General features: G+C 62.0%; 28 protein-coding genes and 1 other RNA gene. 17 read left to right on the top strand and 12 right to left on the bottom strand.

Annotated elements, in window-relative coordinates; genetic code table 11:
• Positions 1 to 81: 81 nt before the first annotated feature.
• Together dnaJ and RL_RS00805 are read left to right on the top strand one after the other, a co-directional pair.
• A complete protein-coding gene (dnaJ, locus tag RL_RS00810; protein ID WP_011649969.1) occupies positions 82 to 1,209 on the top strand; it encodes a molecular chaperone DnaJ in 1,128 nt (375 codons plus the stop codon).
• 311 nt (positions 1,210 to 1,520) lie between these two features.
• Positions 1,521 to 1,721 (top strand): hypothetical protein, encoded by a 201-nt coding sequence (locus tag RL_RS00805; RefSeq protein WP_011649968.1) that lies wholly within the window; start codon positions 1,521 to 1,523, stop codon positions 1,719 to 1,721.
• 158 nt (positions 1,722 to 1,879) lie between these two features.
• On the opposite strand, the gene RL_RS00800 is transcribed toward RL_RS00805, so the two are convergent.
• Positions 1,880 to 2,245: a helix-turn-helix domain-containing protein gene (locus RL_RS00800; protein WP_011649967.1), complete on the bottom strand. Its 366-nt coding sequence runs from the start codon at positions 2,243 to 2,245 to the stop codon at positions 1,880 to 1,882.
• Between the two features lie 381 nt (positions 2,246 to 2,626).
• Between RL_RS00800 and recF the strand changes: the two genes are divergently transcribed.
• The 3 genes from recF to RL_RS00785 are packed head-to-tail and all read left to right on the top strand — an operon-like array spanning position 2,627 to position 5,057.
• Entirely contained in the window at positions 2,627 to 3,751 is a 1,125-nt protein-coding gene (gene recF, locus RL_RS00795; RefSeq protein ID WP_011649966.1) for a DNA replication/repair protein RecF, read from the top strand.
• A complete protein-coding gene (locus tag RL_RS00790) occupies positions 3,748 to 4,572 on the top strand; it encodes a molybdopterin-synthase adenylyltransferase MoeB (protein ID WP_011649965.1) in 825 nt (274 codons plus the stop codon). Before recF ends, RL_RS00790 begins: the two co-directional genes overlap by 4 nt.
• Complete coding sequence (locus RL_RS00785) at positions 4,569 to 5,057, top strand: GNAT family N-acetyltransferase (protein WP_011649964.1); 489 nt, start codon at positions 4,569 to 4,571, stop codon at positions 5,055 to 5,057. The genes RL_RS00790 and RL_RS00785 overlap by 4 nt, the downstream gene beginning before the upstream one ends.
• A 13-nt stretch (positions 5,058 to 5,070) precedes the next feature.
• On the opposite strand, the gene RL_RS00780 is transcribed toward RL_RS00785, so the two are convergent.
• Positions 5,071 to 6,072 (bottom strand): 2-hydroxyacid dehydrogenase, encoded by a 1,002-nt coding sequence (locus tag RL_RS00780; protein ID WP_011649963.1) that lies wholly within the window; start codon positions 6,070 to 6,072, stop codon positions 5,071 to 5,073.
• 185 nt (positions 6,073 to 6,257) lie between these two features.
• Here RL_RS00780 and RL_RS00775 point away from each other — a divergent pair, with 185 nt between their 5' ends.
• On the top strand, positions 6,258 to 6,797 hold the full coding sequence (locus RL_RS00775) for an SH3 domain-containing protein (protein ID WP_011649962.1): 540 nt from the start codon (positions 6,258 to 6,260) through the stop codon (positions 6,795 to 6,797).
• On the opposite strand, the gene RL_RS00770 is transcribed toward RL_RS00775, so the two are convergent.
• Complete coding sequence (locus RL_RS00770; RefSeq protein WP_003544362.1) at positions 6,790 to 7,782, bottom strand: adenosine kinase; 993 nt, start codon at positions 7,780 to 7,782, stop codon at positions 6,790 to 6,792. The two genes, RL_RS00775 and RL_RS00770, sit on opposite strands and share 8 nt — an antisense overlap.
• Before the next feature lie 487 nt (positions 7,783 to 8,269).
• Between RL_RS00770 and RL_RS00765 the strand changes: the two genes are divergently transcribed.
• Positions 8,270 to 9,217, top strand: a complete 948-nt coding sequence (locus RL_RS00765) for an AEC family transporter (protein WP_011649961.1) — start codon at positions 8,270 to 8,272, stop codon at positions 9,215 to 9,217.
• 69 nt (positions 9,218 to 9,286) lie between these two features.
• On the opposite strand, the gene RL_RS00760 is transcribed toward RL_RS00765, so the two are convergent.
• A complete protein-coding gene (locus RL_RS00760; protein WP_011649960.1) occupies positions 9,287 to 9,850 on the bottom strand; it encodes a c-type cytochrome in 564 nt (187 codons plus the stop codon).
• Positions 9,851 to 10,004: 154 nt separating this feature from the next.
• Here RL_RS00760 and RL_RS00755 point away from each other — a divergent pair, with 154 nt between their 5' ends.
• Both RL_RS00755 and RL_RS00750 read left to right on the top strand, forming a co-directional pair.
• Positions 10,005 to 10,760, top strand: coding sequence for a 3-deoxy-manno-octulosonate cytidylyltransferase (locus RL_RS00755; RefSeq protein WP_011649959.1), 756 nt, complete (start codon positions 10,005 to 10,007; stop codon positions 10,758 to 10,760).
• Between the two features lie 10 nt (positions 10,761 to 10,770).
• Entirely contained in the window at positions 10,771 to 11,625 is an 855-nt protein-coding gene (locus RL_RS00750; protein ID WP_003544355.1) for a prephenate dehydratase, read from the top strand.
• A 113-nt stretch (positions 11,626 to 11,738) separates the two neighbouring features.
• Here RL_RS00750 and RL_RS00745 read toward each other — a convergent pair whose 3' ends face one another.
• The 5 genes from RL_RS00745 to RL_RS00725 all read right to left on the bottom strand — a co-directional run bounded on the left by RL_RS00745 (position 11,739) and on the right by RL_RS00725 (position 14,700).
• Positions 11,739 to 12,107 carry a VOC family protein gene (locus RL_RS00745; protein ID WP_003555800.1) on the bottom strand — a complete coding sequence of 123 codons (369 nt, stop codon included), beginning with the start codon at positions 12,105 to 12,107 and terminating at the stop codon, positions 11,739 to 11,741.
• A gap of 194 nt (positions 12,108 to 12,301) precedes the next feature.
• Positions 12,302 to 12,562 (bottom strand): hypothetical protein, encoded by a 261-nt coding sequence (locus RL_RS00740; RefSeq protein WP_041936122.1) that lies wholly within the window; start codon positions 12,560 to 12,562, stop codon positions 12,302 to 12,304.
• Positions 12,563 to 12,633: 71 nt separating this feature from the next.
• Positions 12,634 to 13,329, bottom strand: coding sequence for a helix-turn-helix transcriptional regulator (locus RL_RS00735; RefSeq protein WP_011649958.1), 696 nt, complete (start codon positions 13,327 to 13,329; stop codon positions 12,634 to 12,636).
• Between the two features lie 4 nt (positions 13,330 to 13,333).
• Positions 13,334 to 14,293, bottom strand: a complete 960-nt coding sequence (gene nudC / locus RL_RS00730) for an NAD(+) diphosphatase (protein WP_011649957.1) — start codon at positions 14,291 to 14,293, stop codon at positions 13,334 to 13,336.
• Positions 14,290 to 14,700 carry an HIT domain-containing protein gene (locus RL_RS00725; RefSeq protein ID WP_028743610.1) on the bottom strand — a complete coding sequence of 137 codons (411 nt, stop codon included), beginning with the start codon at positions 14,698 to 14,700 and terminating at the stop codon, positions 14,290 to 14,292. Before RL_RS00725 ends, nudC begins: the two co-directional genes overlap by 4 nt.
• Positions 14,701 to 14,789: 89 nt before the next feature.
• On the opposite strand from RL_RS00725, the gene ffs reads away from it, so the two are divergent.
• From ffs to RL_RS00715, 3 genes are all read left to right on the top strand, one after another.
• Positions 14,790 to 14,886, top strand: an RNA gene (ffs, locus tag RL_RS37025) — signal recognition particle sRNA small type.
• A 45-nt stretch (positions 14,887 to 14,931) separates the two neighbouring features.
• Entirely contained in the window at positions 14,932 to 16,809 is a 1,878-nt protein-coding gene (locus RL_RS00720; protein WP_011649955.1) for a DNA polymerase III subunit gamma/tau, read from the top strand.
• A gap of 22 nt (positions 16,810 to 16,831) precedes the next feature.
• Positions 16,832 to 17,155 carry a YbaB/EbfC family nucleoid-associated protein gene (locus tag RL_RS00715; RefSeq protein WP_011649954.1) on the top strand — a complete coding sequence of 108 codons (324 nt, stop codon included), beginning with the start codon at positions 16,832 to 16,834 and terminating at the stop codon, positions 17,153 to 17,155.
• Positions 17,156 to 17,177: 22 nt separating this feature from the next.
• Here RL_RS00715 and RL_RS00710 read toward each other — a convergent pair whose 3' ends face one another.
• Entirely contained in the window at positions 17,178 to 17,807 is a 630-nt protein-coding gene (locus RL_RS00710) for an MOSC domain-containing protein (protein ID WP_028743608.1), read from the bottom strand.
• 57 nt (positions 17,808 to 17,864) lie between these two features.
• Between RL_RS00710 and recR the strand changes: the two genes are divergently transcribed.
• Together recR and RL_RS00700 are read left to right on the top strand one after the other, a co-directional pair.
• Positions 17,865 to 18,470: a recombination mediator RecR gene (gene recR / locus RL_RS00705; RefSeq protein WP_011649952.1), complete on the top strand. Its 606-nt coding sequence runs from the start codon at positions 17,865 to 17,867 to the stop codon at positions 18,468 to 18,470.
• 11 nt (positions 18,471 to 18,481) lie between these two features.
• Positions 18,482 to 19,741, top strand: coding sequence for a lytic murein transglycosylase (locus RL_RS00700; RefSeq protein ID WP_028743607.1), 1,260 nt, complete (start codon positions 18,482 to 18,484; stop codon positions 19,739 to 19,741).
• Positions 19,742 to 19,747: 6 nt separating this feature from the next.
• On the opposite strand, the gene RL_RS00695 is transcribed toward RL_RS00700, so the two are convergent.
• Together RL_RS00695 and RL_RS00690 are read right to left on the bottom strand one after the other, a co-directional pair.
• Complete coding sequence (locus tag RL_RS00695; protein ID WP_028743606.1) at positions 19,748 to 20,203, bottom strand: GNAT family N-acetyltransferase; 456 nt, start codon at positions 20,201 to 20,203, stop codon at positions 19,748 to 19,750.
• A 23-nt stretch (positions 20,204 to 20,226) separates the two neighbouring features.
• Positions 20,227 to 21,906, bottom strand: a complete 1,680-nt coding sequence (locus tag RL_RS00690; RefSeq protein ID WP_011649949.1) for an MFS transporter — start codon at positions 21,904 to 21,906, stop codon at positions 20,227 to 20,229.
• A gap of 198 nt (positions 21,907 to 22,104) precedes the next feature.
• Between RL_RS00690 and rimP the strand changes: the two genes are divergently transcribed.
• From rimP to RL_RS00675, 3 genes are read left to right on the top strand one after another with little or no spacing between them, the layout of a single operon-like run.
• Positions 22,105 to 22,710, top strand: coding sequence for a ribosome maturation factor RimP (gene rimP, locus RL_RS00685; RefSeq protein WP_003544329.1), 606 nt, complete (start codon positions 22,105 to 22,107; stop codon positions 22,708 to 22,710).
• Between the two features lie 59 nt (positions 22,711 to 22,769).
• Positions 22,770 to 24,371, top strand: coding sequence for a transcription termination factor NusA (gene nusA, locus RL_RS00680; protein WP_011649948.1), 1,602 nt, complete (start codon positions 22,770 to 22,772; stop codon positions 24,369 to 24,371).
• Entirely contained in the window at positions 24,368 to 25,060 is a 693-nt protein-coding gene (locus tag RL_RS00675) for an RNA-binding protein (protein ID WP_011649947.1), read from the top strand. The genes nusA and RL_RS00675 overlap by 4 nt, the downstream gene beginning before the upstream one ends.
• The last annotated feature ends 55 nt before the right edge of the window (positions 25,061 to 25,115 follow it).

Here is a 25,115-nt window from a genome sequence, read left to right as displayed (position 1 = left end):
CGACGGCGTGGTTATGCTTCAACATCTGATCCGGCTGCTCACCATGGCAGCCGGAAATCCATTTCCGGGGTTTAATCCTTAATGGCAAAAGCGGACTTTTACGAAACTCTGGGTGTAGCCAAGTCGGCGGACGAGAAAGAGCTGAAGAGCGCCTTTCGCAAACTGGCGATGAAATACCATCCGGACAAGAACCCGGATGACAAGGACGCCGAGCGGAAGTTCAAGGAAATCAACGAAGCCTACGAGATGCTCAAGGACCCGCAGAAGCGGGCGGCCTATGATCGGTATGGTCATGCGGCCTTCGAGCATGGCGGCATGGGCGGCGGCGGCGGCGGATTTGCCGGCGGCGGTTTCTCCGATATTTTCGAAGATATCTTCGGCGAGATGATGGGTGGAGGGCGCGCGCGCCAGCGCTCGTCGGGCGGCCGCGAACGTGGCGCCGATCTTCGCTACAATATGGAAATAACGCTGGAAGAGTCTTTCTCCGGCAAGACGGCGCAGATCCGCGTTCCGACGTCGATCACCTGCGACGTCTGTTCGGGTTCAGGCGCCAAGCCCGGCACGCAGCCGAAGAACTGCGGCACCTGCCAGGGAACGGGGCGCGTGCGCGCGGCACAGGGCTTCTTCTCGATCGAACGGACCTGCCCGACCTGCCACGGCCGCGGCCAGATCATTCCCGATCCGTGCCCGAAGTGCCACGGCCAGGGCCGGGTGACGGAAGAGCGTTCGCTCTCGGTCAATATTCCCGCCGGCATCGAGGACGGCACCCGCATCCGGCTGCAGGGCGAAGGCGAGGCCGGCGCCCGTGGCGGACCGGCAGGCGACCTCTATATCTTCCTGTCCGTCAAACCGCATGAATTCTACCAGCGCGACGGAGCCGATCTCTATTGCGCCGTTCCGATCTCGATGACGACGGCCGCGCTCGGCGGCACCTTCGACGTGGCGACGCTCGACGGCACCAAGTCGCGCGTCACCGTGCCCGAGGGCACCCAGGTCGGCAAACAGTTCCGCCTCAAGGGCAAGGGCATGCCGGTGCTGCGTTCGGTGCAGACGGGCGACCTCTACATCCAGATCCAGATCGAGACGCCGCAAAAGCTCACCAAGCGCCAGCGCGAATTGCTTCAGGAATTCGAGCAGCTTTCCTCCAAGGAGAACAATCCCGAATCGACGGGCTTCTTTGCCCGCATGAAGGAATTCTTCGAAGGCTGAGCCGCAATCGACATGCCCATTACGAAAGCCGGGACGGAAACGTCTCCGGCTTTTTTGTTTTAAGAATCTTGATTTGCGACATTCGCCGTCCATGCCGGCGAATCTGTCCCGGATCGATACGGCAGCGGGCGGGACGACGACTTGCGTTAACGCAGCCAGATGATGCCGCTTGCAAGTTTTCCAAATGAATTCAGTCTCTGCCGTCAGTGCATGACCCCGGGAGCCGGAATCGATTTCGGGGTCATGCACCAAATCAAAGTGATAGAGCGTCCTTAGCGCTAGCGGGAACAAACAAACCAAGGGTATCAGCCATGGCGCCAGCCTTTTCATCTCAGTCCGAAGACGTCGACGTTCTCGCCGGCGCCATCTACACATGGTGCGCCGAGCGCAACATCAAGCTTCGCAGTCAGCAAGGCCTTTCCATCGCCAGCATTGCGATCGACCTCTATCATGCCGGCCACCAGACGCAGGACGATCTGCTGATGGCGCTGCACGAATGCGAGCTTCACTGAAGCGCGCGGCATCGAACCTCAATCAGGCGGCCTGCTTCCGGTCTTTGTGCTGATGCACTTCATCCCCCAATACCGCTGCACGCCCGCGGGTGTCCGGAAATCATCCAGACCTTGAATAGGTCGTGCTTTCCGTGGGAACCGTGATTGCTGCGATGGAATCAGGCGGTGGTTTCGGCTGATTCGCCCGTCATGAGGGTGACGATGGTCTTGACCGCTTCCTTGCCTGCCGGTGAGTTCAGCTTGTCGTAGCTCAGCGCAAGCGCATAGGCGTCGGGGCTGAGTTCGACACGGCTGCCGAATGGCGACATGCCGGCACCCTCGAAGAGAGCAGAGATGTCGACGTCGAGAAAAACCGCAATCTGATGCAGCTTGCTGGCGGAAACGCGGTTCGCCCCCTTTTCGTATTTCTGGATCTGCTGGAAAGTCAGTCCGAGTGCTTCGCCAAGCTCGAGCTGGGAAACACGGCGAAGGGCGCGAAACTGTCTGACGTTGCGACCGACGATAATATCAACCGGATCTGGCACTTCATCACTCTCTTATACGTAAACGGTCCGTTTACCATATCGTTTGCATCGGATAACTCAACCCTACAGTTGCAAAGTTCAACCAACTTTTTTTGGGCTTTACGTAACGTCAGTAGCCTTAAAGGATGGCGGCAAACCTTGAATATCCGGCGCTGGAAGACATTGGCAATGACTGTCGACGGGATCGGCTTGGCGATGTCAGGCCATCTCCGATGGTTGTATTTTTAGCCGAATTTTGAAAGTGCCATGGCTGTGGTGCCAGCCGCTGCGCCCTGACGTCCGGCAGCAGCGGCGGTACACGATCCGCGGCCAAAAAGCTGCCAGCCTTGCCATCAGCGCCGCTTCGGCTTAGCTGTCACGCTTTACGATTCCGGACATTCGATGCCGCACAAGGTTTCTCTTTCCCGTCTGAAGCTGACAGACTTCCGCAACTATGCGGCGGCGGCCCTTGCCCTTGATGGTCGGCATGCCGTGCTGACTGGAGACAACGGCGCCGGCAAGACCAATCTCATGGAGGCAGTCTCGTTGCTTTCGCCTGGCCGTGGTCTGCGCCGCGCGGCTTATGGCGACATTACCCGCGTCGGCGCGGCCGGCGGCTTTTCGATCTTCGCCGCGCTCGACGGCATGGAGGGCGACGTCGAGATCGGCACCGGCATCGAAACGGGCGAGGAGACCACCGCCCGCAAGCTGCGCATCAATGGCACGACGGCAAAGACTGCCGACGAACTGACCGACCATCTGCGCCTTCTCTGGCTGACACCGGCGATGGACGGGCTCTTTACCGGCGCCTCTTCCGACCGGCGCCGCTTTCTCGACCGGCTCGTGCTGTCGCTCGATCCCGCCCATGGCCGCCGCGCCAGCGATTTCGAACGCGCCATGCGCAGCCGCAACAAATTGCTGGATGAAGGGCGCTTCGATCCCTCTTGGCTTGCCGGCATCGAGGAGCAGATGGCAAGCCTCGGCATCGCCATGGCGCTCGCCCGGCAGGAGATGCTCGGCCTGCTGACCCGGCTGATCGAGGAAACCCGCGAAACGTCGCCCTTCCCTTCGGCATCGCTGCAGCTTTCGGGCTTCATGGACGGTCAGTTCTCGCGCCCCTCGGTCGACCTCGAGGACGACTACGCGGCGATGCTGGCGGAGAGCCGCTACCGCGATGCCGGCGCAGGGCGCACGCTCGAGGGACCACACCGGGCCGATCTCATCGTGCATCACCGCGAAAAGGCGATGGAGGCGGAACGTTGCTCCACCGGCGAGCAGAAAGCGCTGCTTGTCGGCCTGGTGCTTGCGCATGCGCGGCTGGTCGGCAATCTCACCGGCCATGCGCCGATCCTGCTGCTCGACGAGATCGCGGCCCATCTCGACGAGGGCCGCCGCGCCGCGTTATTCGACCTTATCGACGGGCTCGGCGGCCAGGCCTTCATGACCGGAACGGATCGCGCGATGTTTTCAGCACTCGGCGACAAGGCGCAGTTTTTCACGGTGGCAGACGGAAGGGTGTTCGAATGACCGAGGCGGCTTTTCCCGGCGTCGGGCGTCATGATAACATCGGCGCCATGGAACCGCTCAGCCCGGAAGAAATCGCGCGGTATCACCGCCACATCCTGCTGCCCGAGATCGGCGGCGCCGGCCAGCAGAAACTGAAAGCCGCCCGCGTGCTGGTGATCGGCGCCGGTGGCCTCGGGGCGCCGGTCCTGCAATATCTGGCCGCAGCCGGCGTCGGCACGCTCGGTATCGTCGACGACGACCGGGTGTCGCTGTCGAACCTGCAGCGCCAGGTGATCCATGATTCCGGCACGATCGGCGAATTGAAGACCGAGAGTGCCGCCTTCGCCATCGCCAGGCTCAATCCACATGTCCGACTGATCCGCTTCGAGGAACGCTTCTCCCCGGAGGCCGCCCGCCGTCAGCTCTCAGGCTTCGATCTGCTGATCGATGGCTCCGACAATTTCGACACCCGTTATGCCGCCGCCGATGCGGCTGATGAAGCGCGCATTCCGCTCGTCACCGGCGCCGTCGGGCGCTTCGACGGCTCGCTGACGGTTCTCAAGCCCTATGAAACGGCTGAGGACGGAACGCCCAACCCTAGATATCGTGACCTGTTTCCGGAAGCGCCGCCGGCTGGATTGATTCCTGCATGCGCCGAGGCCGGCATCATCGGCGCGCTGACCGGCGTCATCGGCACGATGATGGCGATGGAGGCTATCAAGCTCGTCACCGGCATCGGCGAACCGCTGGTCGGACGGCTGCTGCTCTATGACGCGCTCTCGGCCCGCTTCGACACCATCCGTTACAAACGACGCCGTACAACACAGAGACAGGCGGGATGAGGATTGTTCCGCTTGATCAGACTTTCACGCGCTGGGACGAACTGCTGGCGCTCATCCTTTCCGCCTTCGCCTCCATGAACGGCAGGATCGACCCGCCATCTTCGGCGCTCAAGCTGACGACGGCATCACTGGCCGAAAAGGCCGGGACCGAGATCGGTCATGTCGCCATCGACGGCGAAAAACTGATCGGCTGCCTCTTCCTGCGGCCGGAGGCCGATTGTCTCTATGTCGGCAAGCTCGCCGTTCTGCCTGAGGTGCAGGGCAAGGGCCTCGGCAAACGGCTGCTGGCACTTGCCGAGGAGACCGCTGCGGCGCTCGACCTTCCCGCCTTGCGGCTGGAAACGCGGATCGAACTCACCGACAACCACGCCGTCTTTGCCGCCTGGGGATTTTGCAGAACCGCCGAAAAGGCGCATCCCGGCTTTGCCAGGACGACATTCGTCGAGATGCGCAAGGTCCTTGCGCCTCCGATCTGCGTCGCCTGATTTACAGCGTTCTTCAACGACCCGGCAGTACCCGATTCGGCGGTCTATGGCCGTCGATGAAGGTGCGGATATTGATGATGACCTTGTCGCCCATGTCGATGCGGCCTTCGATCGTCGCCGAACTCATATGCGGCAGCAGCACGACCTTGCCCTCATTGGCGAGCTTGATGAGCCTCGGGTTGACGGCAGGCTCGTTCTCGAAGACGTCGAGGCCGGCGCCGGCAATCCGGCCCTCCCTCAGGCATTTGATCAGCGCAGCTTCGTCGACCACGTCGCCGCGTGCGGTGTTGACGAGATAGGCCGTCGGCTGCAGCAATGCCAGACGGCGGGCCGAGATCAGGTGGAAGGTCGCCGGCGTCGACGGACAATTGACCGAAACGATGTCGACGCGGGCAAGCATCTGGTCGAGACTTTCCCAATAGGTCGCCTCCAACTCGTCCTCGACGGCCGGATTGACGCGCTTGCGGTTGTGATAGTGGATCGACAGGCCGAAAGCCTTGGCGCGGCGGGCCACCGCCGTGCCGATGCGGCCCATGCCGACGATGCCGATGCGCTTGCCGTGAATGCGCCGGCCGAGCATCCAGGTGGGAGACCAGCCTGCCCATTCGCCCGGCTTGTCGGTCAGCACGCGCGCACCTTCGCCGAGCCTTCTCGGAACTGCGAGAATCAGCGCCATGGTCATATCGGCGGTGTCCTCGGTCAGGACGTTCGGCGTGTTGGTGACGGTGATGCCCTTGCGCGCCGCCGCCTCGACGTCGATGTGATCGGTGCCGTTGGAGAAGCTCGCAATCAGCTTCATCTGCGGTCCCGCCTGTTCGATCAGCGCCGCGTCGATGCGATCGGTGACGGTCGGCACCAGCACATCGGCGGTCTTGACCGCGGCGATCAGCTCGGGAACGGAGCGCGGCGCGTCGTCGATGTTCAGCTCGGCGTCGAAGAGTTCGCGCATGCGGGTTTCGACGGCATCCGGCAGCTTGCGGGTGATGTAGACCTTCGGTTTTTTCTTCGCTGTCATGGCTGCCTGTGGTGCCTTGTTCAGAGGTCTTTAACCAAGAGGGGTGATAATTTTCCCATTCCGGGCATTTTCTACCAGACCCGCACGCGAAGACAAACAAAACTCGTGGTGCAGCCGGGGAATGTCAGAGCCCGGAGCGCGAGCAGGCCGGGCCTGCCCGCGAATTCGAGCAAACGGAAACTTCCATGCGCAGCAAAGTCCTGAAGTCCTGCCTCGCCCTTGCCATCGCTCTGGCTGCATCCATGGGAAGCGTCGAGTTCGCCCATGCGCAGGCGGCCAAGGGGCCAAGCGGACTGCCATTGCCGCGTTTCGTCACGCTGAAATCCAAGCGCGTCAACCTGCGCATCGGTCCGGGAACGGATTACGCGGTGTCGTGGATGTACCTGAAATCCGGGCTGCCGGTGGAGATCATCCAGGAATACGACAATTGGCGCCGCATCCGCGATGCCGACGGCACCGAAGGCTGGGTCAACCAGTCGCTGCTGTCAGGCCAGCGCGCGGCGATCGCCGCCCCGTGGATGAAGACCAAGGGCAAGGGCATCTATGTCAATCTGCGCCGCGAGGCGCAGCCCTCCGCCTCGATCGTCGCCAAGCTCGAACCCGGCGTGATGCTGACGATCGGCGAATGCAACGGCGACTGGTGCCGCGCCGAATCCGACGGCGCCTCGGGCTGGGTGGCGCAGTCGGAGATCTGGGGCGCCTATCCCGGCGAAGCCTTCAAATAAGCCCTGCCCGTTTGGCGGCCTCGGAAAGCGAGGTCATCGGGCGCGGGCCGATCTGCTGGATGACGATGCCGGCAGCCAGGCAACCGAGCTTGCCGCAATCCTCGAGAGATCGTCCCTGCGTGTAACCATAGAGGAAGCCGGAGGCGAAGAGATCGCCGGCACCGGTCGTATCGACCACTTCCCTGATCCTGATCGCATCGACGTAAAAACGCTCGCGGCCCTTCAGGATGACGGCGCCATCCTCGCTCATCGTCACGGCGGCGATCTTGCAATCGGCGGCGATCCTGTTCAGCGCCTCCTCGAAATCGTCGGTCTCGTAGAGCGACAGCGCTTCCTGGCGATTGGCGAAGACGATATCGACCTTGCCGGAGCGCATCAGATCGAGGAATTCGCCGCGATAGCGGTCGACGCAGAAGCTGTCGGACAGCGTCATCGACATTTCGCGGCCGTTTTCATGGGCGATGCGGGCACAATCGAGGATCGCTTCCTTGGCGCGTGGCGGATCCCAGAGATAACCTTCGAAATAGGTAACCTTTGCGTCGGCCACGACGTCGGTCTCGACGTCTTCCGGGCCGAGCTCGACGCAAGCGCCGAGATAGGTGTTCATCGAGCGCTCGCCGTCCTCGGTGACGAAGATCATCGAACGCGCCGTCGGCGGGAAGGTGCCCTTCGGCCGGGTCTGGTAGTGGACGCCCTGGGCGCGGATGTCATGCGCGAAGATGTCACCGAGCTGATCTTGAGCGACATTGCCGAAATAGGCAGCTTTGCCGCCGAGGCTCGCCACGCCCGCCGCGGTGTTGCCGGCGCTGCCGCCGGAAGCTTCGAGCGCCGGTCCCATGCGCGAATACAAGAGTTCGGCGCGTTCGGCATCGATCAGGTTCATCGCCGCCTTGGTAATCTGGTTGTCAATGAGGAACTGGTCGTCGCAACGGGCAATGATATCCACGATTGCGTTGCCGACTGTCAGAACATCGAATCTTGTCATGAAATGGGGGGTCCCGGAGTTTGTGATAGCCGGGGTTTGGTCTTAGCGAAATTTCCGAGGTTTGGAAGGATAAATGGTGGATGGCCTCTCTATTTCTTCGCAAAAGTGCCGCCTATTCGTCATGTCCCTGTCATTTTCAATATCTAGAAATACTCGCAAGAAGACCGGCATGAGCAGCTTTCAGTTGCAGTCGGGCTCACGAGGGATGATCCCTTCGATCTTACCGGCGCGATGCTGACCACGGATGAACTGGCAGCTTCGTGATCCGGATATCCGGCACGGCCGGAGCGGAAAAGCGGGCTGTGCCCGCTTTTTTTGCTTTCGGATGCCCGGGCTGCCGGATCGGGCGGCGATTGGCTTTTCAATCCAAGCCGTTTGCTGTTACTGCATAATTCCTTAATTCAAAGTACTACAGCGTCCTTTGCGCGTCTTGAAAAGACGCGGCGCTGTAGAGGTCGTATACTCCCCGCGCAGAGCAGCCTCCCGCATGTCAGCCATCATTTTCGACGTCCTTCCCGTCTTCATTCTGATTCTCATCGGCTGGGTGATCGTTCGCAGCGGGTTGATGGCGTCGAATGTCGGCGAAGCGCTCAGCGAATTCGTCTTCAAGATCGCCGTGCCGCTTCTGCTCTTCCGCACCATCGCCGAGGCGGATTTTCACGGCGCCTCGCCCTTCCGGCTCTGGATCGTCTATTTTTCCGGCGTTGCCATCACCTGGACGGCCGGCCATATCGCCGCCACACGCCTCTTCGGCCGCGACGAACGGATCGGCGTGCTGGCCGGCGTTTCCTCGGCCTTCGCCAACAATATCTTCATCGGCCTGCCCCTCGTCGAGCGGACCGTCGGCGACGAAGGGCTGGTGGCGCTGTCGATCCTGCTTGCCGTGCATCTGCCCGTGATGATGGTCGCCGGCACGGTGCTGATGGAGCATGCCGAGCGCAAGATCGCCGGCAAAAGCGATCGCAGCATGGTGCTCGTGCTTCGCCAGATCGCTGTCAACCTCGTGCGCAACCCGCTGGTGATCGGCCTTGCGGCCGGCATGGCCATGCACCTTTCCGGTCTCACCATGCCGACAACGCTGGCAACGGTCGTCGGGCAGATCGCCGGCATTGCCGGCCCGGCGGCGCTGATATCGCTCGGCATGGCGCTGGAGAGATACGGCGTTTCCGGCAATCTCGGCATCGCCAGCGTCACCTCGAGCCTGAAGCTGCTGCTGCTGCCCGGCTGCGTATGGGCGGCGAGCCGTCTCCTCGGCCTCAGCCCCGAATGGACGGCAGCGATCGTGTTGACCTCCTCCGTCCCAACAGGCGTCAACGCCTGGCTGATCGCCAATCGCTTCGGCGTCGGTCACAGCCTCGCCGCCTCGACGATCACCGTGACGACGGCGCTCGGCGCCATCACGGTCTCGCTCTGGGCCTATTTCCTCGGCGCCTGAACTGATATCCGCACAACGAAAAGCCCGGCTTGCGGGCCGGGCTTCGATGTCATGCGATTGTCTGCCGCGTTACTGCGTCGCGGCGTTCGGATCCGGCAGCGGTCCCGGCGAATCGGCAAGCGTGTGCAGGTAGAGGATGACGTTGGCGCGCTCCTGATCCTTCGCCAGACCGGCGAAGCCCATGGCGGTGCCCGGAATGTCCTTCTTTGGCGCCAGCAGGAACTTGTTGAGATATTCGAAGGTCCACTTCTCGCTGCCACCCTTGGAGAAATCCTTCATGGGAGCGGAATAGGCGAAGCCTGCATGCGAGGCGATCGGGCGATCTACGACACCAAAGAGGTTGGGACCGACCTTGTTCGGTCCCCCTTTGGTGCCGTCATGACAGGCCTGACACTTCTTGAAGACAGTTTCACCGGCCTTGGCATCTGCAGAAGCGAGCAATTGCGCGATCGGAACGGCAACGGCAGGCGCAGCCTCGCCGCCAGCGGCGGGCGCCTCTTCGGCAACGATCGCGAAACCTTCCTTTTCCGGTGCTTCGGAATGGAAGATCCCCTCGGACGCGATGGAGACAGACATCAGAACGAAAATCGTTCCGAGCAGCGCCCCGACGGCCGTATTGACGTATGAATTCATCTGCAATGCTCCCCTTGCAGCCGGCAGACCATAAACCGGACCATCTTGAAATCGCGCGGAACCTATGTCTTTTGGTTGATCGTTGCAACTGTCTAAATGGTCTTGTGCGTGAGACTTTTTGACACTTTTCAGCCCGGAATAGAAGGCCCGAACAATGAGTGATTCAAATTTAGACGGCGTGCTCGTATTGATCCCGGCGCGCATGGCCTCCACCCGGCTTCCGGGCAAGCCGCTGGCCGATATTTGCGGTCTGCCGATGATCGTGCAGGTGGCGATGCGTGCCAGGGAGGCAGCCATCGGCCGTGTCGTCGTCGCCGTCGACGAAACAAGAGTGTTCGATGCCGTGGCCGCCGCCGGCTTCGAAGTCGTCATGACCCGCGTGGACCACCAATCGGGTTCCGATCGAATCTTCGAGGCGCTGACGAAAGTCGATCCGGAGGGAAAGGCGAAAATCATCGTCAACATCCAGGGCGATCTGCCGACGATCGATCCCGAGACGGTGCGCGCGGCCTTGCGCCCGCTCGAGAACGAGGCGGTCGATATCGGCACGCTGACGACCGAAATCGACAATGAGGAGGACAAGACGGCGCCGCACATCGTCAAGATCATCGGCTCGCCGATTTCCGGCAACCGGCTGCACGCGCTCTATTTCACGCGCGCAACCGCACCTTACGGCCAGGGGCCACTCTACCATCATATCGGCCTTTATGCCTATCGGCGCGCGGCGCTCGAACGGTTCGTCTCGCTCGGCCCCTCGACGCTCGAAAAGCGCGAATCGCTGGAGCAGCTGCGGGCGCTGGAAGCCGGCATGCGCATCGACGCCGAGGTCGTTGACACGGTTCCGCTCGGTGTCGATACTCCCGCCGACCTCGAAAAAGCGCGGCGCATCCTCTCCGCAAAGTCGAACTGACGGAACCATCATGAACATCAAGACCAACAGGATCGCCTTCCAGGGCGAATTCGGCGCCAATTCCGACATGGCCAGCCGCGATATGTTTCCGACCATGGAGCCGCTGCCCTGCCAGACCTTCGAGGATGCGTTCACGGCGGTCGACAACGGCGACGCCGATATCGGGATGATCCCGATCGAAAACACGATCGCCGGGCGGGTCGCCGATATCCACCATCTGCTGCCGGAGTCGCGGCTGCACATCATCGGCGAATATTTCATGCCGATCCGCTTCCAGCTGATGGTGCTGCCCGGTGTCACCAAGGACGAGATCCGCACGGTGCACAGCCATATCCACGCGCTCGGCCAATGCCGCAAGATCGTTCGTGCCAATGGCTGGAAGCCGGTGATCGCCGGCGATACGGCGGGGGCGGCGAAACTCGTGCAGGAAACCGGCGACCGCTCGATGGCCGCCTTGGCGCCCCGCCTTGCCGCCGATCTCTACGGCCTCGAGATCATCGCCGAAAATGTCGAGGATACGGAAAACAACGTCACCCGCTTCGTCGTCCTGTCCCGCGACGAGGAATGGGCGCAACGGAATTCGGCGGAAGAAAAGGTCGTCACCACCTTCGTCTTCAACGTCCGCAACATTCCGGCCGCGCTCTACAAGGCGCTCGGCGGCTTTGCCACCAACAACATCAACATGACAAAGCTGGAAAGCTACCAGCTCGGCGGAAAATTCGTGGCGACGCAGTTTTACGCCGATATCGAAGGCCATCCGAACGACCCGAACGTGCGTCGGGCGTTGGAGGAACTGCGGTTCTTTTCCGAGAAAGTCCGCATCCTCGGCGTCTACAAGGGGCATGCGATGCGAGGCCTGCTTTAGAACAGGATGAAGTCATCCTGTTCTAAATTAAATAGTTAGAGCATGATGTTGTCCGAAAACCGCTGACACTTTTCGGCATCATGCTCCAAGGCAAGCCCCGCAAGTCGCCTGAATTATTTATCCGGCTCACAGACACGCAGCCGATGCCCATCCGGATCGAGTACGACGAAGGTCGGGCCGAAATCCAGTTCGGTCAGTTCCTGGGCGATCGGCAGACCGCGCTGGCGCCAGTCTTCATAATGCCTGGCGACGGCGTTTTCTCCTTCGACCATGAAGGCCACTTCGCCGCGGTTGCCGATGGCGGAGGGCTGCGGCTCGACCTTGCTGCGCCGCCAGAGGCCGAGCGTGAAGCCGCCCTCAAGCGGAAAAGCGACGAAATTCGGCGCTTCCACGGCCGGTTCGCGGTTCAGCAGATTCCGGTAGAAGCTGGCGCTTTCACCGGGGTCCTTGACGTAAAGAATGATGAGGTTGGGGCTGGTCATTTCGGTTCTCCCGTTGTTTAAGAATGGCGCCGCGAGAGATCTCGCCTGCTGACAAATTATGGCAGCAGACTACCGGAGCCGTTGCGATCGCAACGCCCCGTTCTCGTCGGGCAGAATGTTGATAAGGATGGGCGGCCTAAAGCGGTCGCGCATGTCGTTTCGCAAAACCGCAGCACGCTTTTGCACGATATGCTTTAGAGCGGAAAACGGTCCTCGCAGCGCGGGTCGCGTCCGTCGATGAAGCCGAGGTCGCGCTTCAGGTAATCCGGTGTCGCTTCAAGGTCGAGGCCAGTGCGGTCTCCTCTGCGAAATCGGAAAATGTTCATGACCAGGTGCAGCAGGCCGGACGGCGCTGATTGGCGGACATCGGCAAAAGTCTCGGCCGAAATGACATCGGCAAAGGACTCGGCCGCAAAACTGTCGTTGGTGAAATGAATGGCTGGAGGCGTTACCATGATCAGTACTCCTTCCTGGTGGATTGGCACTGATAATAACCCTGGCTGCTGACAGTTTATGGCAGTAGCGTTCAGTTCTCCATCGGTACGTCCTGCGTCTCGCGCCATTCCTTGAGGAGCACCGTGCGGCGGCGCGGATAACGCACCTCGTGCAAGGCCATGTCGATGATGCGATCGGTGCGGAAATGGCGAAAATCCTGGCGTAGTTCGCACCAGGCCATGAGGACGCGCACATGCTCGTAATAGCCGAGCCCGAAAGGCCAGACGCGGCGGCGCGAGATACGGCCCTGCTCGTCGCCATAATGTAGTTCGAGGATACGCTCCAGGCGGATCGCCCTGCGGATGGCCGAAACGTCAGCCTTGTCCTCGTCCCTGCGTTTAGGACCGACAAAAAGCGCTGCCGAATCGATCATCTCGCGCATATCGGCCGGCAGCACGGCGGCAATCTTAGCCAGGGCGTCGGCGCCGGCGCCGGCAAGGCGCGGCTCGGCGGCGCGGGCCACCCAGCGCGAGCCGAGCACCAGTGCCTCCAGCTCTTCTTCGGAAAACATCATCGGCGGCAGCATGAAGCCGGGCTTCAGCACATAACCGATGCCGGCTTCGCCTTCGATCATCGCGCCCTGGGCCTGCAGGCTGGCAATATCGCGATAGAGCGTGCGCAGGCTCACCCCGGTCTCTTGTGCCAGCACGGTGCCAGTCACCGGCCGCCGGTAACGCCGGAGCGTCTGGAGCAGCGTCAGCAGCCGTTCCGAGCGGGCAACCGGCATGGCGCTAGCGCTTCCACTCCACCCAGTCGCGCATCAGGCGGTGGGCGATCGCCCCTTTCGGCGGCGAGGCCCTGCCTGTCGCGCTCGGGCGTTCCAGCATCTCGATCGTTTCCTCGCGGGTGAACCAGCGGCAATCTTCCAGCTCGGTCTCATCGCGGCTGATTTCGGTGGATTTCGCCTCGGCGTAACAGCCGATCATCAGTGAATGCGGCATCGGCCAGGGCTGCGAGGCGTGATAGCGGATGCGGCCGGTGCGGATGCCCGATTCCTCCAGCGTTTCGCGACGCACGGCGTTTTCGATGGTCTCGCCGGGTTCGAGGAAGCCGGCAAGACAGGAATACATGCCGGGCGCGAAATGCGGACTGCGGCCGAGCAGGCAGAGGTCGCGCTGCTCGTCGACCGTCAGCATGATGACGACGGGGTCGGTGCGCGGGAAGATCACGTGTTCACAGGCAGCGCAGACACGTTTGTAGCCGCCGATGTGGATCTCCATCGCCGAGCCGCAGCGGCCACAAAAGCGATTGTCGCCATTCCAGCGGATGAGGCTCGCGGCCTGGGCGAATTCGCCGAGCAACACTTCGTCGATCAGCATTTCGCGAAACAGCGTGCGGCCGTCGGCAGGCTTGTACTGGCTGGTGAGGTCGTCGACGTCGATGCCGACGGGAACGGCAAGGCGCGGCTCGCCGCTCTTGCGGTAACCGAGAAGCACGGTCTCGTCCCAATCCGGCTGCAATTCCTGCAGCTCGTAGCGGGCAAAGAGCGGGTCGAGCACTTGGCCGTCATGCTTCAGCACCAGCTTATCCCTGGTGAAGGCGAAGATATGAGTGCCTTCCTTGGCCAGCGCCTTTTCGACAGATTGTTCGTCGCGATGCTCGGAATCGCGGTTGAGGTCGTTGGCGGCAAAGGCCGTGAGATTGCTGGGTTCCGGATGCGGCACATCCGAATCGAAAAGCGAATGACTCATGATGAAAGGGCTTCCCGCAACTTCGCTGTAAATTCGTCTCTCTTTCCGTCCTCGTAGGGCTCCGCGCGCCCGAAGCCCCAGACGGGACCCGGCCAATTGGCATCGCCTTCGAAGCGGGCAATGACATGAACATGAAGCTGGCGGACGATATTGCCAAGAGCCCCGATATTGATTTTTGTCGCGCCGGTGATCTTCTTCAGCGCCTTGGCGACCAGCTCCGTCTCGAAGGCAAGCAGCACCTGGTCGAGCGGCGTCAGTTCGAAGATTTCGGTTATATCAGCCCGGCGCGGCACGAGAATAAGCCAGGGCCAGCGGGCGTCCTTCGACAATCTCAGATCGCAGAGGCCGGTGACCATGATGCTGACGCTGTCGTTTTCCAGCCGGGGGTCGAGCGCGAAACCTTTCAAAGGGCATTCCTCCTGTCTTTTCCTACGACTAGCAGTTTTTTCGCATGTTGGCTTGCTTTTGATGACGATATTGCCGATATGTGCATCCGGGAGGTTGGTGGTGGACGAGCCACTCGCCAACCGGGTCAGGTCCGGAAGGAAGCAGCCCTAACGAGCCCGGCACGGGTCATCGTGCCAGCCTCCCACCTTCTCTCCACGAAGTGCCCGACAGTCCGGGCGACAAGCAGGGCGATGAGCGACACCGAGCGACAATCAAAAGATGCCGCCTCGACGGGCACCGGATACCGAGTGCTGGCTCGCAAATACCGCCCCAAGGATTTCACGGACCTGATGGTCGGCCAGGAGCCGATGGTCCGCACCCTCACCAACGCCTTCGAGACCGGCCGCATCGCGCAAGCCTACATGCTGACCGGCGTGCGCGGCGTCGGCAAGACGACGACGGCGCGCATCCTGGCGCGGGCGCTGAACTACAAGACATCGGAAATCGACAAGCCGACGATCGACCTTCGCGCGCCGGGCGAACACTGCCAGGCGATCATGGAAGGCCGGCATGTCGACGTGATCGAGATGGACGCCGCCTCCCATACCGGTATCGACGATATCCGTGAGATCATCGAGCAGGTGCGCTACCGGCCGGTTTCGGCGCGCTACAAGGTCTATATCATCGACGAAGTGCACATGCTGTCGACGCAGGCCTTCAACGGCCTGCTGAAGACGCTGGAAGAGCCGCCCGAGCATGTGAAATTCATCTTCGCCACCACCGAGATCCGCAAGGTGCCGATCACCGTGCTGTCACGCTGCCAGCGCTTCGACCTGCGCCGCATCAGCGCCTCCGATCTCGTCGGACTGTTCACCACGATCGCGGCCAAGGAAGGCATCGAGGCGGAACCGGACGCGCTGGCGATGATCGCGCGTGCTGCCGAAGGCTCGGCACGCGACGGCCTGTCGCTGCTCGACCAGGCGATCGCTCATGGCGCAGGCGTCGTGCAGGCGGAAGCCGTGCGCGGCATGCTCGGCCTTGCCGATCGCGCCCGGATCGTCGATCTCTTCCAGCATATCGTCAAAGGCGATGTGGCCGCTGCCCTCGGCGAGTTCCAGAACCAATACGAAGCCGGCGCCAATCCGGTGGTGGTGCTGACCGATCTTGCCGATTTCACCCATCTGGTGACGCGGTTAAAATATGTGCCGGATGCGGCAAACGATCCTTCGCTCAGCGAGGTCGAACGCACTAAGGCAGCGGAATTTGCGAAGTGTGTTGCAGTGACGACGCTGTCGCGCATCTGGCAGATGCTGCTCAAGGGCATTCCGGAAACGGAAGGCTCGTCGCGGACGGCAGGGGCGGCCGAGATGGTGCTGATCCGGCTTGCGCATGCCGCGCATCTGCCGGCGCCCGAAGACGCGGCGCGGCGGCTTGCCGAATTTTCCGGTGACAATACCGGTCCGCGGCCCTCCTCCTCGCCGTCCGGCAATGGCGGCGGCAGCGGTACACGGGTTCCCTATCAGAGCAGTGTCGCGGCGCGTGCAGCGGAAACCGCGCCGAGCCAGCCACCCTCTTCCGCGCCGGTGGCGATGCTGCGGGCCGTGCCGAGCAGCCAGTCGGAGACGATGGCTGTCGGGCGGATCGAGCCGAAACCGGCGGAAGCACCGAAGCCGCTCGTCCCGGTCAATTCGGTCAATGATATCGTCAACCTCGCCACCGAGAAACGCGATCCGAAGCTGAAGGCGATGGTGCGCACCTTCCTGCGCCCGGTTCGGATCGAAGCCGGCCGGCTCGACGTCAGCCTGGCTCCCGGTGCGCCGACCACACTGCTCAACGAGCTCGCCGTCAAGCTGAAGGAATGGACCGGCATCCATTGGATCGTCAGCCTCAGTCGCGACGAGGGCCAGCCGACGCTGGTCGAAGCGGAGGCCAGGACGCGGGAACAGCATGTGATCGACGCGCGCCAGGACCCTGACGTGGCGGCAATCCTTGCACATTTTCCCGGTGCCAAGATCATCGACGTGCGCGTACGGGCGCCCGAACCGGAGGAGGAAGGCGAGGCGACGCCGCCGGCCGCCGCCGAATCCGAGGAAGGTGACATCCTGCCGGGCGACGACATAGAATTCTGAGGTTTCAAGAAGGAGCGAGACGATGCGGGACATCATGGGCATGATGGGCAAAGTCAAGGAAATGCAGGCCAAGATGGAGCAGATGCAGGCGGAGATCGCCGAGCTCACGGCCGAAGGCAAGGCGGGCGGTGGCCTCGTCACCGTCCTCATCTCGGGCAAGGGCGACCTGAAGAGCCTGAAGATCGATCCGTCGCTGTTCAAGGAAGACGATGTCGAGATCCTCGAGGACCTGATCGTCGCCGCCCATAAGGACGCCAAGGACAAGGCCGAGGCGCTGGCCGCCGAAAAGACCAAGGCGCTGACCGCCGGCCTGCCGATCCCACCGGGCTTCAAGCTGCCATTCTGAGGCGATGAAAAGCTGAACCGCTCTAACGCGCTTCGTCGGCTTGGGATTCCAGCATGGCCCGAAGCTTGTAGTGAATTGGGGCCGCGAGATATCGCGTCCGATCTGCGCCCGGAAGCCTTCGGCCGAAGGCCTCCATTAGCTCGGGCATCGTAATCTTGTCTCCCGAAAAAGACGTGTATTCCATCGGCATCCCGGGCTCGACCACGCCGCCCCGGATGACGCGGCAATAGATGCCGGGACGGGCGGCGGCGGTGTAACGCTTGACGAATTTCGGATCGGCCATCCTCGCGGCGAAGGTGGCGCAGGGCATGCGGCATGATGTGACTTCGAGGACGAGATCGCCGGTGAGGAAACGGTCGCCGACGGCGACGTCGCGATTGTCGAGATCCGATATCACCATGTTTTCGCCGAACGTGCCGGGTTCATAAGGCCGGCCGAGCTCCCTGCTCCACCAGTCGAGCGTCAGCGATCCCTCGACATAGACCGCCTGGTCGACGCCGCCATGGTGTTTGCGGTTGCAGATCGCATCGCCGACCAGACCTTCGGCGTCGATCATCACCGCGCCGGTGACGGCGTGTTTGAAGATGCCGGTCTTGTAGCTCTTGCCCGGCAGACTTTCCGGATTGCCGGTGCACAAGGCCAGGATTTTCATGGGATGGCCGATCCTTCCGCGATTCCGTTTTCGTTCCATATCAGTTAAGAACGGCGCATGGCAAAACGAGTCACCGGCCCCGAAATCGAAAAACTCATCCAGCTTCTGGCGAAGGTGCCGGGCCTCGGGCCGCGTTCGGCGCGCCGGGCGGCACTGCATCTGATCAAGAAGAAGGACCAGTTGCTCGGCCCGCTGTCGCATGCAATGGGCGAGGCCTATGACAAGGTGAAGATCTGCTCGCGCTGCGGCAATGTCGATACGGTCGATCCCTGTATTGTCTGCACCGACGTCCAACGCGATCAATCCGTCATCATCGTCGTCGAGGACGTATCGGATCTCTGGGCGCTGGAGCGGGCAGGCGCGATGAACGCCGCCTATCACGTGCTCGGCGGCACGCTGTCGCCGCTCGACGGGGTCGGTCCAGACGATCTCAATATTCGCGGCCTGATCGACCGGGTCGGCGAAGGCGGCATCCGGGAACTGATCATCGCGGTCAACGCCACCGTCGAGGGACAGACGACGGCGCATTACATCACCGACCAGCTGCAGGGGCTCGACGTGAAGATCACGCGGCTGGCGCATGGCGTGCCCGTCGGCGGCGAGCTCGACTATCTCGACGAGGGCACGCTTGCGGCGGCACTTCGAGCGCGGACGGTGATATGAGAGGGTTGCATATGCTGAAAGATGGTCCACGGCGGCTGCGGATATTCGCACTCGCTTTAGCGGCAGCTCTCCTGCCCCTCTCCTGTTACGCGGCCCCTTCGAAAGCCGATGTCGAGGTGCAGTTCGAAAAATGGGTGCAGGCCGACCTCTGGCCGGAGGCGAAGGCGAACGGCATTTCGGAGAAGGTCTTTCAAGCGGCTTTCTCCGGCATCACGCTGAACTGGAACCTGCCCGATCTCGCTCCGCCCGGTTTCCCGCCGCCGAAGGAGCAGAAGCAGACGCAGGCCGAATTTTCTTCGCCCGCTCCCTATTTCAACGAGGACCAGCTGAAGAAGCTTGCCGCAACGGGACGCGGCTTTGCCGCCCAATATGGCTCGACGCTGAAGCGGATTGAAAAGACCTATGGCGTGCCGGGCTCGATCGTGCTTGCCATCTGGGGCCGGGAGACGGGCTTCGGCGCCGCGAAGATCCCCAATTCGGCGATCGAGGTGCTGGCGACCAAGGCCTTCATGTCGACGCGCAAGGAGATGTTCCGCACCGAGCTGGTGGCCGCACTTCATATTCTCGACGGCGGCGACGTCACACCTGCCAACTTCAAGGGTTCGTGGGCGGGCGCACTCGGCCAGCCGCAATTCATGCCGACCAGCTATCTAAAATATGCCGTGGATTTCGATGGCGACGGTCACCGCAATATCTGGACCTCGGTGCCCGATACGCTCGCCTCGATCGCCAATTACCTGGTCAAGAAAGGCTGGCAGCGCAACCGCGACTGGGGCTTCGAGGTGTCGATACCGGAGGCGGTCTCCTGCGCGCAGGAGGGACCCGATCTGGCAAAGCCGCTCTCGCACTGGACCTCGCTCGGCATCGACCGCATCTCCGGCAAGGGCTTTCCCTCTGGCGAAATGAAGGCTGAGGGCATGATGCTGGTGCCGGCCGGCCGCGACGGACCGGAATTCATCGTCACGCCGAATTTCTACATCATCAAGGAATACAATAATTCCGACCTCTACGCGCTCTATATCGGCAATCTTGCCGACCGGATCGCCTATAATGGCGGCGCCTTCCAGGGCAAATGGGGCGATGTTGGCAAGATGCTGCGCTCGGATGTCGCCGCCATGCAGAAGGCGCTGGAACGGCAGGGCTATGATGTCGGCGGTTCCGACGGTCTGCCGGGCTACAAGACGCGGCGTTCGATCGGCCAGTGGCAGGCCAAGAACGGCATGAAGCCGACATGCTTTCCGGAGGCGACGATGAAGGGCAAGTTGAAGTAGGCGGCTTCAGAGATTGCGTTTCAAACCTTCATGGCTGGCGACGAAACCGAGCCTCTCGTAGAAGCGGATCGCGTCCCCCCGCGTCTTGTCCGGTGTCAGCTGCACCAATCCGCAGCCGCGCTCGGCGCATTGGGCGATCGCCCATTCGATGAAGTGCGAGCCGAGGCCCGAGCCGCGAAGATCGCTTGCGACACGCACGCTTTCGATCTGGCCGCGCCACATGCCCGTCCTCGAAAGACCGGGAACAAAACTCAGCTGCAGGCAGCCGACGACCCGATCGGTCGCGTCGTTGGCGACGGCCAGAAGCTGATTGGCGTCCGCCTCGATCGCCGCGAAGGCCGAGAGATAACGCGCGTCGACGGGATCCGAAACGATCTCCCTGGTGCCGCCAAGATTGTCATCGGCCAGAAGCCGGACGATGGCGGCAAGATCGGATTGGCGGGCGAGCCTGAATCTATATATGCCTGATCTCTGCATAGCTGGTCTCAATGATGCAGATCGATCGGCGCCTTGTGGAAGACGTCGTTATCAGGCGGAATGGCCTGGCGTTCGATCATGCGGTGGACATGCAGCGGACCTTCGCCGCGGTGAAGCGCACGAAGCCTGTCGGTATTTTCGGCATCGGCCTGCGTGCGCCGCTGGTTGTGTCTTATGTATTCGACCCAGGTCGGCGTATGGTAGGTTTCCGTCCAAAGGCTGGGATTTTCGAGATCACGCATCAGCGCCCAGTTGCGGGCGCCGTCGCGGATGCGGATCCGGCGGCGTTCGCCCATCAGTTCCATGAACTCGGCAAGGTCCTCATCGGCGATCTCGTAATCGACCTGGATGACGATCGGGCCGCTGCGCGGCGTGATGTCGAGACTGAGGGCCGGTTCGATGAAGCGGTTCAGCGGATCGAGGTTGAGCGAGGCGAAGGCCGGCATGGAAAAACGCAGGCCGATCGCGATGCCGAGCAGCATGACGACTGATGACATCAGCAGCGCATCGGCGACGCCGTAGCGATCGGCGGCGATGCCCCACAGCCAGCTGCCGCCGGCAATGCCGCCGAAGGTGACGGTCTGATAAAGCGACAGCGCCCGGCCGACCACCCAGCGCGGCGTCGAAAGCTGGACGATGGTGTTGAACAGCGAAAGTGCGGAGACCCAGCAGGCGCCGGAAACGAGCAGCCCGGCAGAGGTGAGGACGGCGCTCGGGCTCAAGGCTGCGATGACAGCACTCAGTGCAAAGCCGGCAAAGGAGAGGCGGACGATCATCTCGCTGGAAAGCACCTGGCGAAGCCTGGCATTCAGCACCGCGCCGCCGATCGCGCCGATGCCGAAGGCGCCGAGCATGAAACCATAGGTCAGCGGCCCGCCGGCAACGAGATCGAGGGCGACTACCGGCAGCAGCGCCAGGATCGAGCTGGCGCCAATGCCGAAGAGCAGTCCCCTGACAAGGACCTTTTCGAGATTGGGCGACATCGAGACATAACGCAGGCCGGCAAAGATGGCGCTGCCGAGCGCCTCTCGCGGCAGGGTCGAGACGGGGGCGGCTGGCCGCCAGCGCAGCAGGGCATAGATCAAGGCGAGGTAACTCAGCGTATTCACCGCGAAGGCCGCGGCCGCGCCGGCAGCCGCGACGATGACGCCGCCGATCGCCGGGCCGACGCTGCGGGTGATGTTGAAACCCATGCTGTTCAGCGTGACCGCGGCCGGCAGATCGGCACGCGGCACCATATCGCCGACCGAAGCCTGCCAGGAGGGATTGTTGAGCGCGGTGCCGCAGCCGATCAGGAAGGTGAAGAAGAGCAGCAGCCAGGGCGTGATCCAGCCGAGCAGGGCTGAGGCCGTCAGCAGCGCCGAGACGGTGAGCATCATGCACTGCGCCGTCAGCATGACCCGGCGGCGGTCATAATTGTCGGCCAGCGCACCCGATATCAGCGAAAACAGCATGATCGGCAGCGCCGTCGAGGTCTGCACCAGCGCCACCATGTCCTCCGAGGCGGTGATCGTCGTCATCATCCAGGCGGCGCCGACCGCCTGGATCAGGCCGCCGAAATTCGAAGAAAGGCTCGCGAACCAGATGGTGCGGTAGGTATCGTGCCGCAAAGGCGCCAATGTCGACGAAGTGTAGGCCACGATTTCTCCCGCTTTTGTTATTGCGCGCCAACGGCAATATATGCGCAAGACCGGCGCTGGCCATAGGCCTCATCACGTCGCCGGAAGCGAATTGGCCGAATCGGTCGCAGACCTTGCAATTTCGGAAAAACCCGACTATATGCCTCTCAAATTCTTGATCGCTTGATGAAGAGTGGGCCGCAAGGACCCGCTCTTTTTTATTACCGCGATCGCCGAAAAAGCATGAAATTGCGAGGAGCGCACCGCTTGTCGGATCTGACAAACGCAGACAATGAACGTGAGCCGCGGCTGATTACCGAAACCGGGCTCGACCAGCGTCTTGCCGATATCATCGAACCCGTTCTCGTCGACCTGGGCTTCCGGCTTATCCGCGTCCGCATGATGAACCAGAACGGTGCGACGATGCAGGTCATGGCCGAACGCAACGACGGCACAATGACGGTTCAGGATTGCGAAGAAGTCTCGATGGCGATTTCTCCCGTCCTCGATGTGGAAGATCCGGTCGATAAAGAGTATCATCTGGAAGTGTCTTCGCCCGGCATCGACCGTCCGATGGTGCGGAAATCCGATTTCGTCCGCTGGCAGGGCCACCTTGTGAAATGCGAGACGTCGATCCTGATCGACAATCGCAAGCGCTTCCGCGGCAAGATCGTCGAAGCAGGCACAGATGGTTTCACGCTCGAGCGTGACCAGATCGCCTATGGGGAAGAGCAGAAGGTCACCATTCCCTTCACGGCGCTTAGCGATGCGAAGCTCATTCTGACCGACGACCTGATCCGCGACGCGTTGCGCGCCGACAAGCTGGCGAAAGCCCAGGCCGCCAACCAGAACGAAGCGGACGACGAAGAATAACCGATCAACAGACCGCTCCAGGGACGGGACCCCTGGAGTAAAGACGGAGAAACAAGACAATGGCAGTCAGTGCGAACCGGCTCGAACTTCTGCAGATCGCAGATGCAGTGGCGCGCGAAAAAGTCATCGACCGCGAGATCGTGCTGGCCGCAATGGCCGATGCCATCCAGAAGGCGGCACGCTCCCGTTACGGCACCGAGTCCAACATCCGGGCCGACATCAACCCGAAGACCGGTGAAATCCGCCTGCAGCGCCTGCTCGAAGTCGTCGAGAAGGCCGAGGATTATTCGACGCAGATCCCGCTGGAGCTGGCCCGCGACCGCAACCCGGACGCCGCACTCGGCGATTTCATCGCCGATCCGCTGCCGCCGATGGATTTCGGCCGCATCGCCGCACAGTCGGCCAAGCAGGTGATCGTGCAGAAGGTGCGTGAAGCCGAGCGCGACCGCCAGTTCGACGAATTCAAGGATCGCGTCGGCGAAATCGTCAACGGTACCGTCAAGCGCGTCGAATACGGCAACGTCATCGTCGATCTCGGCCGTGGCGAAGGCATCATCCGCCGCGACGAAATGATTCCGCGCGAAAATGTCCGCTATGGCGATCGCGTCCGTGCCTATGTCTATGATGTCCGTCGCGAGCAGCGCGGCCCGCAGATCTTCCTGTCGCGCACGCATCCGCAATTCATGGTGAAGCTCTTCACCATGGAAGTGCCGGAAATCTACGACGGCATCATCCAGGTGAAGTCGGTCGCCCGCGATCCGGGTTCGCGCGCCAAGATCGCGGTGATCTCGAACGACAGTTCGATCGATCCGGTCGGCGCCTGCGTCGGCATGCGCGGCTCACGCGTTCAGGCCGTCGTCGGCGAGCTTCAGGGCGAAAAGATCGACATCATCCCGTGGAGCCAAGACCCGGCGACCTTCGTCGTCAACGCTCTGCAGCCGGCCGAAGTCGCCAAGGTCGTTCTCGACGAGGATGCCGAGCGTATCGAAGTCGTAGTTCCCGACGAGCAGCTGTCGCTTGCGATCGGCCGCCGCGGCCAGAACGTCCGCCTCGCTTCGCAGCTGACCGGCTGGGATATCGACATCATGACGGAGGCCGAGGAATCGGAACGCCGCCAGAAGGAATTCAACGAGCGCACCAACCTGTTCATGGATTCGCTCGACGTCGACGAGATGGTCGGCCAGGTTCTGGCTTCGGAAGGTTTTGCCGCTGTCGAAGAACTGGCTTATGTCGATCTCGACGAAATCTCTTCGATCGACGGTTTCGACGAGGAGACGGCGCAGGAAATCCAGCAGCGCGCCCGCGAATTCCTCGAGCGTCTCGAAGCCGAGATGGACGAGAAGCGCAAGGCGCTCGGTGTCCAGGACGAACTGCGTGAAATCAACGGCATGACCGCCCAGATGATGGTGGCGCTCGGCGAAGATGGCATCAAGTCGATCGAGGACTTTGCCGGCTGCGCTGCCGACGATCTCGTCGGCTGGTCGGAGCGCAAGAACGGCGAAACGAAGAAGTTCGAGGGCCTGTTCTCGAAGTTCGACGTCTCGCGCGTTGAAGCAGAACAGATGATCGTCCAGGCCCGCCTTTCGGCTGGCTGGATCACGCAAGAGGACCTGGCGAAGGGGACCGAAGAAGAGGTCACCGAAGCCGAACAAGAAGCATGATGACCGCGCATGAACCGGACGCTCCTCTCGAGGACGACGATCTTGCAGGTTATGACGTGAACGGACGCATGTGCATCGTGACGCGCGAAAGCGGATCGCCGGAAGAGCTGATCCGCTTCGTCGCCGCTCCCGATGGAACAGTTGTCGCCGATCTGAAGCGCGAGCTTCCGGGACGCGGATGCTGGGTGAAGATCGACCGGTCGCTGGTCGACAGGGCGGTGGCGAAGAAGCTCTTCGCCCGCGCGCTGAAGACGGATGTAAAGGCGGCGGACGATCTCGGCGAGAGTGTCGACCGGCTGCTCGCGGCGCAATTGATGCAGATGATGAACATGGCGCGGAAAGCCGGCCAGTTCGTCAGCGGGTCCTCGAAAGTGGATGCCGCGGTCAGAAGCGGAGCAGCCCTTGCGGTGTTCCACTCGACTGGTGCAGCGGACGACGGCGTCCGGAAAATCGACCAGGCCCGCAAGGCCTGGCACCTCGGAATGGAGACCGAGGAGGAGATACCTTCCTTCCGTCTCTTCTCGGAGAGCGAAATGGAAGGCCTGATGGGCCAGAATGCTTTTATCCATGCCGCAGTGCTTGCAGGGCAGGCGGGTGAAGGTGTAGTGAAGCGCGCAAAGATGCTCGAACAGTACCGTATTGGCGGTCAGTCCCGGGCAGCGGGCGGCGCTGGCCGGCTAAAACAATGAGGCGGTCACCGGCATCGGCCGGTCCCATCCTCATTGATCGACAGTATTGAACGAC

The organism is Rhizobium johnstonii 3841, assembly GCF_000009265.1.
GTDB lineage: Bacteria > Pseudomonadota > Alphaproteobacteria > Rhizobiales > Rhizobiaceae > Rhizobium > Rhizobium acaciae.
The sequence above is the reverse complement of the archived record's forward strand: the minus strand, read 5'-3'. Positions and strand labels throughout refer to the sequence as shown.

Coding starts and splice junctions, on each gene's coding strand:
- dnaJ (WP_011649969.1), top strand. CDS start 82: ATGGCAAAAGCGGACTTTTACGAAACTCTGGGTGTAGCCAAGTCGGCG.
- RL_RS00805 (WP_011649968.1), top strand. CDS start 1,521: ATGGCGCCAGCCTTTTCATCTCAGTCCGAAGACGTCGACGTTCTCGCC.
- recF (WP_011649966.1), top strand. CDS start 2,627: ATGCCGCACAAGGTTTCTCTTTCCCGTCTGAAGCTGACAGACTTCCGC.
- RL_RS00790 (WP_011649965.1), top strand. CDS start 3,748: ATGACCGAGGCGGCTTTTCCCGGCGTCGGGCGTCATGATAACATCGGC.
- RL_RS00785 (WP_011649964.1), top strand. CDS start 4,569: ATGAGGATTGTTCCGCTTGATCAGACTTTCACGCGCTGGGACGAACTG.
- RL_RS00780 (WP_011649963.1), bottom strand. CDS start 6,072: ATGACAGCGAAGAAAAAACCGAAGGTCTACATCACCCGCAAGCTGCCG.
- RL_RS00775 (WP_011649962.1), top strand. CDS start 6,258: ATGCGCAGCAAAGTCCTGAAGTCCTGCCTCGCCCTTGCCATCGCTCTG.
- RL_RS00770 (WP_003544362.1), bottom strand. CDS start 7,782: ATGACAAGATTCGATGTTCTGACAGTCGGCAACGCAATCGTGGATATC.
- RL_RS00765 (WP_011649961.1), top strand. CDS start 8,270: ATGTCAGCCATCATTTTCGACGTCCTTCCCGTCTTCATTCTGATTCTC.
- RL_RS00760 (WP_011649960.1), bottom strand. CDS start 9,850: ATGAATTCATACGTCAATACGGCCGTCGGGGCGCTGCTCGGAACGATT.
- RL_RS00755 (WP_011649959.1), top strand. CDS start 10,005: ATGAGTGATTCAAATTTAGACGGCGTGCTCGTATTGATCCCGGCGCGC.
- RL_RS00750 (WP_003544355.1), top strand. CDS start 10,771: ATGAACATCAAGACCAACAGGATCGCCTTCCAGGGCGAATTCGGCGCC.
- RL_RS00745 (WP_003555800.1), bottom strand. CDS start 12,107: ATGACCAGCCCCAACCTCATCATTCTTTACGTCAAGGACCCCGGTGAA.
- RL_RS00740 (WP_041936122.1), bottom strand. CDS start 12,562: ATGGTAACGCCTCCAGCCATTCATTTCACCAACGACAGTTTTGCGGCC.
- RL_RS00735 (WP_011649958.1), bottom strand. CDS start 13,329: ATGCCGGTTGCCCGCTCGGAACGGCTGCTGACGCTGCTCCAGACGCTC.
- nudC (WP_011649957.1), bottom strand. CDS start 14,293: ATGAGTCATTCGCTTTTCGATTCGGATGTGCCGCATCCGGAACCCAGC.
- RL_RS00720 (WP_011649955.1), top strand. CDS start 14,932: ATGAGCGACACCGAGCGACAATCAAAAGATGCCGCCTCGACGGGCACC.
- RL_RS00715 (WP_011649954.1), top strand. CDS start 16,832: ATGCGGGACATCATGGGCATGATGGGCAAAGTCAAGGAAATGCAGGCC.
- RL_RS00710 (WP_028743608.1), bottom strand. CDS start 17,807: ATGAAAATCCTGGCCTTGTGCACCGGCAATCCGGAAAGTCTGCCGGGC.
- recR (WP_011649952.1), top strand. CDS start 17,865: ATGGCAAAACGAGTCACCGGCCCCGAAATCGAAAAACTCATCCAGCTT.
- RL_RS00700 (WP_028743607.1), top strand. CDS start 18,482: ATGCTGAAAGATGGTCCACGGCGGCTGCGGATATTCGCACTCGCTTTA.
- nusA (WP_011649948.1), top strand. CDS start 22,770: ATGGCAGTCAGTGCGAACCGGCTCGAACTTCTGCAGATCGCAGATGCA.
- RL_RS00675 (WP_011649947.1), top strand. CDS start 24,368: ATGATGACCGCGCATGAACCGGACGCTCCTCTCGAGGACGACGATCTT.